This window comes from Gluconobacter japonicus, assembly GCF_002723975.1.
Taxonomy (GTDB): Bacteria; Pseudomonadota; Alphaproteobacteria; order Acetobacterales; family Acetobacteraceae; genus Gluconobacter; species Gluconobacter japonicus.
The window spans coordinates 153,451-164,908 of record NZ_BEWO01000007.1; the positions used below are offsets into that span (position 1 = coordinate 153,451).

9 protein-coding genes and 1 pseudogene are annotated in these 11,458 nt (G+C 52.6%); 6 read left to right on the plus strand and 4 right to left on the minus strand.

Annotation, left to right across the window (positions count from 1 at the left end; genetic code table 11):
- The first annotated feature begins 27 nt into the window (after window positions 1–27).
- From GJA01_RS07015 to GJA01_RS07025, 3 genes are read left to right on the plus strand one after another with little or no spacing between them, the layout of a single operon-like run.
- The gene (locus GJA01_RS07015) at window positions 28–2,031 is read left to right on the plus strand and encodes a polysaccharide biosynthesis protein (protein ID WP_062503141.1); all 2,004 of its coding nucleotides are present in this window, start codon (window positions 28–30) and stop codon (window positions 2,029–2,031) included.
- On the plus strand, window positions 2,028–3,170 hold the full coding sequence (locus GJA01_RS07020; RefSeq protein ID WP_062017640.1) for a DegT/DnrJ/EryC1/StrS family aminotransferase: 1,143 nt from the start codon (window positions 2,028–2,030) through the stop codon (window positions 3,168–3,170). The genes GJA01_RS07015 and GJA01_RS07020 overlap by 4 nt, the downstream gene beginning before the upstream one ends.
- Entirely contained in the window at window positions 3,167–3,592 is a 426-nt protein-coding gene (locus GJA01_RS07025) for a hypothetical protein (protein ID WP_010502859.1), read from the plus strand. Before GJA01_RS07020 ends, GJA01_RS07025 begins: the two co-directional genes overlap by 4 nt.
- Here the strand turns inward: GJA01_RS07025 and GJA01_RS07030 are convergent.
- The 4 genes from GJA01_RS07030 to GJA01_RS07045 form a co-directional block, all read right to left on the minus strand.
- Entirely contained in the window at window positions 3,552–4,343 is a 792-nt protein-coding gene (locus tag GJA01_RS07030) for a MerR family transcriptional regulator (protein ID WP_062503139.1), read from the minus strand. The genes GJA01_RS07025 and GJA01_RS07030 overlap by 41 nt on opposite strands.
- Window positions 4,344–4,403: 60 nt before the next feature.
- Window positions 4,404–5,546 carry an AI-2E family transporter gene (locus GJA01_RS07035; RefSeq protein WP_253783198.1) on the minus strand — a complete coding sequence of 381 codons (1,143 nt, stop codon included), beginning with the start codon at window positions 5,544–5,546 and terminating at the stop codon, window positions 4,404–4,406.
- Between the two features lie 87 nt (window positions 5,547–5,633).
- Complete coding sequence (locus GJA01_RS07040) at window positions 5,634–6,851, minus strand: Hint domain-containing protein (protein ID WP_062503135.1); 1,218 nt, start codon at window positions 6,849–6,851, stop codon at window positions 5,634–5,636.
- Window positions 6,852–6,985: 134 nt separating this feature from the next.
- Window positions 6,986–8,887 (minus strand): ABC-F family ATP-binding cassette domain-containing protein, encoded by a 1,902-nt coding sequence (locus GJA01_RS07045; protein WP_062503133.1) that lies wholly within the window; start codon window positions 8,885–8,887, stop codon window positions 6,986–6,988.
- Between the two features lie 114 nt (window positions 8,888–9,001).
- Between GJA01_RS07045 and ndk the strand changes: the two genes are divergently transcribed.
- From ndk to GJA01_RS07060, 3 genes and pseudogenes are all read left to right on the plus strand, one after another.
- The gene (gene ndk, locus GJA01_RS07050; protein ID WP_007282334.1) at window positions 9,002–9,424 is read left to right on the plus strand and encodes a nucleoside-diphosphate kinase; all 423 of its coding nucleotides are present in this window, start codon (window positions 9,002–9,004) and stop codon (window positions 9,422–9,424) included.
- Window positions 9,425–9,588: 164 nt separating this feature from the next.
- On the plus strand, window positions 9,589–10,977 hold the full coding sequence (locus GJA01_RS07055; protein WP_062503131.1) for a DUF2142 domain-containing protein: 1,389 nt from the start codon (window positions 9,589–9,591) through the stop codon (window positions 10,975–10,977).
- Window positions 10,978–11,229: 252 nt separating this feature from the next.
- Window positions 11,230–11,331 (plus strand): annotated as a pseudogene (locus tag GJA01_RS07060) (IS5/IS1182 family transposase); the annotation flags it as partial.
- Between the last annotated feature and the right edge of the window lie 127 nt (window positions 11,332–11,458).

Here is an 11,458-nt window from a genome sequence, read left to right on the forward strand (position 1 = left end):
CGGGTGTTTTGACGCTATAAGGTGTGTGTGACAGTCACACCTCCATCCGGCCTCCATTTATCGGCCCAGTCTTCTTCCGTCAGCCGCACTGGTCGTACCACTGTGCAGGCCAGGCGTATTGCCCTCAATGTCCTGCTGGACGGAGTCGTTTCGGCTCTGGCGGCGCCTGTCGCCCGTTGGTTGGCAGATCCCCATGGGGGATGGCTTCACCCATTGTGGTTTGTCGCAGGGGGCGGAATCACGCTGCTGGTCAGTGGGTTGCCGTTCCGTATGGCTCAGCAGTACTGGCGGTTTTCCGGTCTCTCGGATCTGTTCAATATTGCCTGTGCCTCGGCGCTGAGTGCGGTTCTGTTCTCAACGTTACTGCATCTGGCAGGGTATCCGCTTCCCAGTTCAACGTTCCCCTTCATTCATGCGCTGGTCTTGCTGACATTTCTTGGGTCCATCCGCATGATCTGGCGATTGAGCGCTCGTCGCCGATTGATGGTAGCTGGCCGAGAGCGTGTTCTCCTGCTCGGCGCGGATCATGAGGCGGATCTTTTTATCCGTGCGATGGAACGCGATCAGGAGGCGGGGCGGCGGGTTGTCGGTCTGCTGACGGGGGGAACACAGCAGGCCGGGAGGCGTATTCACAGTTGCCCTATTCTGGGAACCATTGATGAGACTCCGGAAATCCTGAATCAAATGGCCGCAGCCGGGCGACTGCCCGACACGCTGGTGATCACCACATCAGACTTGCGAGGTGCGTCGCTTTCCCGGGTACTTGAGGTTGCGCGCCTTCATCATCTCGATGTTCAGAGAACGCCGTCTCTGACGGATCTGAAGCCTGCGGAAAGTGTCGAGCTTCGGCCTGTGGCTATTGAGGATCTGCTGAATCGCCCTCAGGTTGCATTGAACTCTCAAGGCATGAGCCGGCTGATTGCTGGGCAGGTTGTCGCGGTGACAGGGGCTGGTGGTAGCATCGGTTCAGAACTGGCCCGACAGATCGCCTCATTTGGCCCAAAAGCCATTCTGTTGATTGAGAACAATGAATACGCGTTGTGGCAGATCAATCTCGATCTGTCTGAGCGCTATCCCGATGGCAAGCGGTATCAGATCGTTGCCGATGTTCGGGATCGACGCCGGATTGCTGAAATTTTCACTCAATACCGGCCCGCAATCGTTTTCCATGCGGCTGCTCTCAAGCATGTGCCTATCGTCGAATCCAACCCGATCGAAGGTGTCCTGACCAATGTGATCGGGACGCGGATCGTGCTTGATGAAGCCGAGCGCTCTGGTGCTCAGGCCATGGTCATGATTTCAACGGACAAGGCCGTCAATCCGTCCAGTCTGATGGGCGCCAGCAAGCGCTGTGCCGAGGTTTATGGTCAGGCGTTGGACATGCGCGCCCGGGCCGGGAAAGGTGGACTGCGTTGCGTGACCGTTCGGTTTGGTAACGTTCTGGGGTCCACCGGGTCTGTTGTGCCGCTGTTTCGCAGGCAGCTTGAGCAGGGTGGTCCACTGACGGTCACCCATCCAGACATGACCCGGTATTTCATGACCATTCCCGAAGCCGTTGGTCTCGTTCTTCAGGCGGCGGTTCGTGGCACACAGGAAGCATCCGGTGAAGACACGACGGATCAGAAGCTGCGTCAGGGTGGCATCTTCGTGCTCGATATGGGTGATCCGGTTCGGATTATGGATCTCGCCTGTCAAATGATCCGCTTGGCGGGTCTAAGGCCTGAGACGGATGTGGAAATCCAGATTACAGGTCTGCGGCCGGGCGAAAAACTGTTTGAAGAACTGTTCCACGGCCGCGAGGCACCCGTTCCGACGGATGCACCCGGCCTGCGTATGGCATCCCCACGGACAGTCGATTTTGATGTGGCGGCTGAGGCCATGGATGCGCTTGAAGCCGCCTGTCTAGAGGAAGATCTTCCCGCCATCATGGCGATTTTCCAGCAGCTTGTGCCTGAATTTAATCATAACCGGGACGGCAAGACACCGTCTCAAACAGACCATTCCCAGCCCGATGTGGAGACGATTGCATGACTGATCCAATTGCTTTTCTGGATCTTCCGAAACAGCAGGCCCGTCTCAAGGATGCGATCGACCGTCGGGTAAAGACGGTTTTCGAGCATTGCCGCTTCGTTATGGGGCCAGAAGTTGAGGAACTGGAGCAGCGTCTCGCCGCGTTCGGTGGCGCGAAGTACGCGGTTGGCGTGTCTTCAGGGACGGATGCGCTTCTGATGGTGCTGATGGGTGAAGAAATCGGGCCGGGGGACGCGGTCTTCCTGCCTGCCTTTACCTACACGGCGACTGCGGAAGTCGTGCTTCTTCTTGGGGCAACGCCCGTTTTTGTGGATGTTGAGCCAGATACATTCCAGATCAGCATGACCTCTTTGGCCGAGCGCCTGGCGGCTGTGCGGGCTGGAGAGGAACTGGAGCCACGCGCTGTCATCGGTGTCGACCTGTTTGGTCAGCCTGCACCCTGGGATGAACTGAAGGCGTTTGCTGCTCGGGAAGAGCTGACCCTGATTGCAGACTGCGCCCAGTCTTTTGGGGCCTCCTATCATGGACGTCGTCTTGGACACGAAGCCCGCGCTACGACACTTTCGTTTTTTCCGTCCAAGCCGCTGGGTGGATACGGGGATGGCGGCGCGATCCTGACGGATGATGCTGACTTGGCTGCGCTTTACCGGTCGCTCCGCACCCATGGCGAGGGCAAAACCCGTTACGAAGTCGAGCGAATTGGGATCAATGGGCGCCTCGATACCCTTCAGGCGGCTGTTCTGATTGCCAAGCTGGATGCTTTTGAAGATGAACTGAAGCGCCGGGACGCTATTGCCAGTGCCTATGACGCTGCCATGCCAGAAGGAATTCAGGCGCCAGCGCGCGTCGCGGAAAGTGAAAGCGCGTGGGCGATATATAGCGTTCTGCTCCCGGATGCCGTGGCCCGGGACTCCTTGCAGGCGCATTTGAAAGAGGCAGGCGTGCCAACAGCGGTTTATTACCCCAAGCCACTGCATCATCAGCCTGCTTACAGCGAGCATCATGACGGTGCTTCATTGCCTGTTTCTGAAGGTCTTGGCGCGCGAGTGCTTGCGCTCCCTATTCACCCGGAGCTGACTGATGATGAAGTCAGCCGTATTACGGATGCCCTTAAAAGCTGGGCAGGAGAAAATACATGAGGCGCGAACAGAAGCTGCTTCTGGCTTTTTGTGCACTGGTTTTCATTCCCGTGGGTATCGTCTGGTTTGTCGCCTGGCCATTGATCCACGCATGGAAATTTCCGCCCGTCACGGAGGGTAAAATCGTGGCTCCTGTCAGCCGGGATCTGACGTCCGCGGAAGTGAGTGACGTCAACCTTTGGCTTCAGTCCCATACGACGGGCTGGGGGCCGAGCGGTGAACAGCCGCCACAAAAGGGACAGGTGATTCTGCGTCTGAGCAACGCTGAAAACCACCCTGTCATCATTTCCATCTGGAAGCACAAGCATGAGGCCGATATCGTTGGCGTTCAGCTTGAGGATGATGGTCCTTATCGTATGAATGCCTTTGAAGATGCGTCTCTCAAGGCGCTACAACCCGCTGAGCTGCAGCCTCACGGATGAAAGTATAAACTTCAGGACTGAAAGGCGCCTGCCGCTCGGGCGTCTGCCAGTCTTGCATCTGCTCGTACATGGTTGCAGCTTTGCGCCATAGATCCGGTCCCACGGCATCCTGGAGCGGTTGCTGCAACTCCATCCACTCTTTGACAAGGTTCTGCGCTTCGGGGCTCGAAGGCACGACCTTGCGACCGATGGCGTCTTCACAGTGGGCGATCAGTTTTACCCATCGAATCTGATAGAATGTCCTTTCGTCTTTGCAGCCGAAATGAGTATCCATCTGCTGTTGCCATTCACATTGCTCAGAAGGCGTGAAGTACTGCTCGAAAATAGGTCGTGTATTTTCCCATTGAAGAGCAGCTTCTCCTTCACGCAGCAGGAGGCAGAATGCGGCAAGATCAACGGCACCATGACCGATATCGTTTTCTTTGAGCAGATGGCGTGTTGCATGAAGTTGGTTGATCGTCCGTTCGAGAGCCGTCTTTCGTACTGAAAGTAGCGCCAGTTGAGCGTCGATTATCGCTTCGGGAGCGGTGGGTCTGCGCTCCATCTCTTTGATTTCTGAAAGACTGAAGCCCATACGCTTCAGAAGCAGAACCTGAGCAAGTGTGCTTACGGCGGAAAGATCATAAACTCTTCTGCCGTTTTCTGCTCGAATGGGTCTGATAAGCCCCATCGATTCAAAATGTCGAAGGGTTCGGGGCGTGGTGGCGCTTGCTTTGGCCAGTTCCCCGATTGTCAGGGTCTGTGGTGTCATGGATCTTCCTCCTGACGCACCATGTGTCATGATGACGTTACGTCAGGAGCAAGGGAAAATTTACTCTTTGTGTGCTTCGGTCTCGGAAATCTCTCCAACATCCCGCTTGGTCTGATCTTCGTCTTCAAGCGGGGCAGTGGCTTTGTCTCCCATGGCAAGGAGAGCCGCCGTAATCGGAGATGCAAGAATCAGTCCTGGGATGCCGAGGATCGTGCTGAAAACGGTCTGAGACAGGATGGCCACAGCCGGTGGCATATGAACCGCGCGGCGCTGGATCAGGGGGGCCAGAACATTGCCCTCGAAGAACTGAATTACGCTGTAGAGAATAGCAACAAACAGCGCTTCTTTCGTTCCCATGGAGAGGCCTAGCAATATTGCCGGAACCGCTCCTAGAATGGCTCCAATATAAGGGATGAAGTTGCACAGCCCTGCAACAACACCGAGCGCCAGCGCCAGTGGCACTCCGATCAGTGACAGTCCGATGCCTGACAGAATACCGACGACCAGCATGTCCAGAGCCTGTCCGGCCGTCCAGGCCCAAAGTGTGGTGCCCGCAGCCATGAGCAATGTACGGGCTGCATTGCGGTGCTGGGTTGGAAACAGGCGGAGAAAGCCATCAATGTAAATGGCAGGAGACAGAGCAAAGTAGAGACCAGCAATCAGAATGACCGCCAAAGTTCCGAGAACGCCGAAGGCGCTGCTGAGAATGCCGGTTACGGATCCAGCGAGCCCTGATCCCAAAGATCCGAGGCTGCCTGAGGTCGCGTCATTGCCGCCTACAGCGGTGGGGAGGTGATCTAGAACCATCTGACCCAGCGTAGAGCCGGAAAGGTGGGATTTGAGGTCTCCCGACTGCTGAACAAGCGCCTGTTTGAGGCGAATGAACTGATCTCCGATCGCTGGGCCGCTACTCCAGACAAGGCCTGCCACGGCCAAAAGAATGATAACGGTCACAAGCGCTACTGCTGCCTGATAAGGGATGAACGTGATGTGACGTCGTACCATGCGGGCGAGACCATGAAGCACCACGGCCATCAGGGCAGAGGCGAAAACAACGGCCAACACGTCTTTCATGAGCCAGACGGCCAGTAGGATTAACGTGACAGCGAGAGCAATGCGGAGCAATCCTGCGATTCGGGATAACTCGCGCGTGCGAGGCTCCTTTTCGTCACGGTCCTTCGGGTCGGAAAACGAAATAGGCATCAGCCGGTCCATCCTGAATCTGTAGACCAGCATCGGCTTATGGATTTAGAGAGGGCGGGTCAATCGGGCCTTGGAAGAAACCAACGGTCAGCCAGCCCAACGGATCTGTGAAGCAGGCTGGGAAAGACTGTAAGGGCCACCGCCAATAATTTCGAGAGCCAGAGTACTCGGACCTTCCGTATTGAGATGTAAGGCGGCATCTCCATCGGTCCAGCCCTGACCCTGTGTCTCGTCTGTCATCCAGCCGGAGGTTGGTTCTGGTGGAACCAGATGATCGGTTACTTTTCGGGTTCTGGACGCATCGAAAAGGAGCACGTCCCGGATCAGGACGCCGAGAGTGCGCCGATCATCAATATAAGGACCTTTCACGTCACAAGGGCGATTTGCGCGGGAAACAAGCCGCAGACTTCTGACCGGGGTTGGCAAAGTAAAGATGACGTATCCACCACTCTGACGGCTCGGATAGAGGCGTGTGCCGTCAGGAAGGATCAGATGCAGGGCGGGGTCTGTTGTTGTGAAGGCTTCAAACCCTTCAATACCAGCTCTGGTAGCGATGGCTTTCCAAGCCGCTTCGGTTTGGGACCGAGATGTCAGGAGTGGGGCAGCCGCATCTTTGTCCCAATTTTTCTGAATGGAACGCAGTGTTGCAATCTGACCTGTTTGCCGAAAAGCACGTCTATCACCAGTGTCAAAATAACTTTCAGTAAAAAGTCCATTTGCAGATATGATTGTGTGCGTTTCTGTCTCAATATGAAAATATTCGTAGGAATGAATATTACGATCCCACATGACGGATACACCATTGACCAGCATTCTTGCTGGAATGAGACCACCATTCATAAAAATACAATGTTCTGCTGTTACAAGGAGATCTGTGTGCGGCAGATGATCAGCGATTGCACCGGCCCGGATACGGATGGGCCAGCCTGCCAGATCATCTGGACGATTGGGCCGAACGCAACAGTGGCTTTTTCCAACCCAGACCAGTTTTTCACTTCGCCCCCCGACTGTCAGAACTTCATCGTTAATAACCAGGGTTTCTATGGGTTTTTCACCCTGTGGAGTGGCAATAAGACTGCCAGGCAAAAAGCAGGCTTCGGTAAAGTCCTCAATTTTTTGCTTTCTGGAAGCGGGCTTGTGGCCCGTATGCTTTTCATGATGCGACTGTGATGGAGCAGGATTGTGGTGAGGGTGACCTGCAGTAGATTTTCCATAATGGCTGTTGAAGGTTGGATGCGAAAAGAACGACTTGGAGGAAGGTTTGGCGTGTGCCTCATGAGGTGCATGGGAAATTTTCTGAGGCACGCAGGAGTCCTGTCTGTCCTTGCAGGCGACTTTGAAAAAGCTAGTCGCCTGATGTTTGAAATTCAGACAGGATTCTACCAATTAAAAGTAAATAAACTCTTTATTGCCTTGGCGCGAGCGCGAGGATTTTGATTTCAGGCAGATGCTTCTTCCAGTTCTGTCTGGGCCTCAAGCCATAATTCTTCTGTTTGTTCCTGTGTCGCGTTGAGCGCGGACAAATGTGCATTCAACGATGCAATTTCTCCTGGATTTCCCGACTGATACAATGCCGGATCAGCAAGCTTGGCTTCGATTTTTTCTTTTTCTTTTGTGATCTGGGCGAGTTTCGCTTCTGCATCACGGATTTTCCGTCGGAGAGGAGCCAAAGCGCGCGTCAGTTCTTTACGATCAACCCTTTTCTGGGGCGCGTCCTGGGAAGGCGAACGCGCCGTGCCTTTCGTGCGCTCTGCATTGTCTGCACGGGCTTTGCGGGCCCGCTCGATCAGCCACTCCTTGTATTCAGCCATATCCCCTTCGAAGGCGCTGATCGTTCCATCCTCAACCAGCCAGAACCGGTCTGCGACAGATTCGACCAGGTGGCTGTCATGGCTGATCAGAATTACGGCGCCTTCAAATTCTGATAGCGCACGGATTAGGGCATCTCGGGCGTCCAGATCCAGATGGTTGGTCGGCTCATCAAGGATAAGAAGGTGAGGGGCTTCCCGTGTGGAGAGCGCAAGAAGAAGTCGTGCTTTTTCACCGCCCGAGAGTTCGGATACCCGTGTTTCTGCGCGGTTTACATCCAGTCCAAATCGCGCCAACTGGGATCGCACCGCCACCGGTGTCGCATCCGGCATGGCGCGCGCCATGTGGTCGATCGGTGTTTCGGAGAGGACGAGTTCATCGGCCTGATGTTGGGCGAAATATCCGATCCGGAGTTTTGATGAGTGGTTGTAAGAGCCACTCATGGGTTCAAGACGACCCGCGAGGAGCTTGGCAAAAGTGGACTTGCCGCGCCCGTTCTGACCCAGAAGCGCGATTCTGTCTTCCATATCCAGCCGCTGGTTCAGTCCTTTGAGAACCACGCGTTCATCATAACCAATGCTGACGTTGTTGAGGGTAATCATTGGCGGCGGAAGAGGCTGTGGCTCGGGGAAGGAAAAGCGTGTTGGCGTGTCTTCCACAACACTGTCGATCTGGGGGAGGCGTTCCAGTGCTTTCAATCGGGCCTGAGCCTGTTTGGCTTTGGTGGCTTTGGCACGAAACCGATCCACGAAAGATTGCATATGGGCGCGCTGGGTCGCGATGCGTTCTGCCATGCGATTTTGCTGGAGAGCCTGTTCCGTACGGATACGCACAAAATTGTCGTATCCTCCGGGTGTCAGACTGAGTTTCTGATGATCGAGATGGGCAATCGCATCGACGGTATTGTCGAGCAGTGAGCGATCATGGCTGACGATGATGGCCGCGCCAGGAAATTTGGCCAGCCAGGATTCAAGCCAAAGAGTGGCTTCGATATCCAGATGGTTGGTCGGTTCATCCAGCAGCAACAGGTCAGGGCTCAGGAACAGTGCTGTGGCAAGGGAAACGCGCATTCTCCAGCCGCCAGAGAAGTCCGAAACCGAACGGAGTTGTGCTTCCTGATCAAATCCGAGGCCGGACAGAATAGCGCCGGCGCGAGCAGGGGCGGTGTAGGCATCAATCGCAATCAGGCGCTCATGAATGTCTGCAATCCGCTCCGGATCTGTGGCGGTTTCTGCTTCAGCCAGAAGTTTTGCCCGTTGGAGATCGCCTTCCAGCACTGTATCGATCAGGGATGTCTCGCCCGACGGTGTTTCCTGCTTCACGCGCCCCATTGTTGCGCGGTTGGCTAACGTGATCGTACCACCATCAGGGGCAATATCGCCCGCGATGGCCCCAAGGAGCGTTGATTTTCCGGCCCCGTTCTTTCCAATGAGGCCGATTTTCCGACCGGGATCGACAGTCAGCGATGCGCCGTCCAGCAGAGTGCGGCCAGCGATACGGAGTGTCAGGTCAGTGATGGTGAGCAGGCTCACGGGCGCCTCGATCAGTCGGGAAGAGTGAAAAAACCGCGACAGACCTATCAGGAACGACGAATTTGCTCTAGTGGAACGGCGGGATTTACCCCTTTGTCCAACAGGAGAAGAAAGATGGCTCTCGAGCGCACGCTTTCCATCATCAAGCCCGACGCTACGAAGCGTAACCTGACCGGCAAGATCAATGCCGTGTTCGAAGAGGCCGGTCTGCGCATCGTTGCACAGAAGCGCATCCAGCTGACCGAAAAGCAGGCTGGTGCTTTCTACGCTGTTCACAAGGAACGCCCGTTCTACGGCAGCCTCGTGTCTTCCATGATTGCCGAGCCGGTTGTCGTGCAGGTTCTGCAGGCTGAGAACGCTGTTGCCAAGCATCGCGAAGTCATGGGTGCTACAAACCCGGCTGACGCTGCTGAAGGCACTGTTCGCAAGCTGTACGCAGAAAGCATCGAAGCCAACTCCGTGCACGGCTCTGACAGCCTTGAGAATGCAAAGAACGAAATCGCATTCTTCTTCGCTGAGACGGAAATCCTTCCGTAAGGAAGAATTTTTCAAGCCGGGAAAGCTTTTGAGAATAAGTTGTCCCGGCTTTTTTAAGAAATAGAGCGTATTTTCTATTTTTTAATTATAATTCGTTGAAGTTCCTAGGTCAGTTTGTACAAATATAAATTGTTAAATTCAATCTGCAGAACGTGGTCCGGCTTGTGATAAATATTAATTTCCCCATAATATATAAGAATCCGCTCGCCATTTTATGGGGACTTATTGTTTCAGTCTATCTCATTTTCTTGTTTATAGCGACGCCCCCCTTGCAGGTTGCGGATGAAGAAAATCACTTTTTAAGAAGTGTGCAGATTGCTCAAGGAAATCTGATTGGCCGTCGACTAGGTGACTTTAATAGCGGGGGGATACTCCCAAGTGATAGTATTAAATTTGCTCATAGCTACGACGATATTAAAGGAAATTACCAGGAAAAGGTAAGTTGGGATAGAATTCTAAATGGAACTCATTTTGACTGGGAAAGTCATAAAGAGGAAGCCGGATTCCCCAATACCGTAATATATTTCCCGGTTTTCTATCTTCCCTCCGCTTTTGGAGTGGAGATTGGAAAAATAGTTAATACAGATATCCAAACTTCTTTTTATCTAGCGCGTCTCTGTAATGTGCTATTTTGCCTTTTTGCAGGTATCACCGCTATTTGTATTAGTACTAGAGGAAAAATTTTTATTGTGGCATTGCTGTCGATGCCGATGGTTCTTTCGTTGTTTGCATCTTGTTCTCAGGATGGACCGTTAATTGCAACCTGTGCGGTTTGTGCGGCCCTTCTGACGCGTCTCGAAGATGATTTTTCTCAAGGAAAATGGTTTTGGATAGTTTTGACCATTTCGTTGGGGTGTATAATAGCATCTAAGCCGCCCTATATTTTAATAGGGCTTATCCCAGTCGTACTTATGCCGTTGAGTATGTGGCGCCGTACTCTGAGTATATTTGGATGTATTGTAACGATTACAATGCTTTGGTCACTGGTAGGTGTTCATTCTTCTAAAATTCCCTTTCGAATTTCTGATGGAGTTGATGCTGCTCAACAAGCAAAATTTTTGCTTGTTCACCCATTGATGATAATAACAGTGCTTTGGAATACAGCCAAAGTATCCCTATTGTCTCTTAGTGGACAATTCATAGGTGTCCTGGGGTGGCTCGATGCTCCGCTTCCTAGGTGGTTCTACCATTTCGAAGGTATTTTATTTATTATCTCAGCAACGCTTTCCTTGCTGTATTTTAGAAAAAATTCTTTAAAAAAATATTTTGCAAAAAATGGTCTGATATTTTTGTTGTTTTTTGGGACAATGTGTAGTGTCAGTTTAGCTCTTTATCTGATTTGGACGCCTGTTGGTGGGCATGAAATTGAAGGATTGCAAGGGCGATATTTCATACCTCTAGCCATGTTTTCCATTCTATTTTTTCCAAATTCAAAGAAAGTAAATTTTATTTCTACAAAAAACATAGAAAAAATGGAGATTACTTTATTAATTTTTAGTGTTTGGGTAAGTTTTTTTGTAGTTATTCAGACTATATTTTCACGATATTGGTAATATTCTTGCAAGGCTCATAGATCTGAAAGTAGAAATTTGCTTCAGGCTCTATCCGAGGAAGTTGGACATAAGCGGTTTACGCTGGTGCGAGCACACCGAGAATATGGAGCGCGTAAAAAGCCGTGAGCGCTGGGGCGTTATGGATCTTCGGCTAGGACGATGGGTGGTCGGGGACCGAAGAGGTAGTTCGTAGTTAATCATGATTGATGCGTCGCCTCTCAAGAGAAAACGAGGCTACGGGTAAAAAATCTAGGTCGCCTGATTGGGGGCGCCAAAGGTGGTATGAATACGAAGCTTCGTGCAGTTACTGACAAAAACAAATTTCCACTAAGCTTCTTCCTGACTGTTAGCCAAAATCAGTGATCATATCGTTGTAATTTCGATATGAAATAGATCAGTTTCTTTAATGTTGAGGAGGGGGTGGCGCGTTTGAGCGGTCTTGGTGATCAATTTGAAATCTTCCGTCGGGGCCTGAACAAGG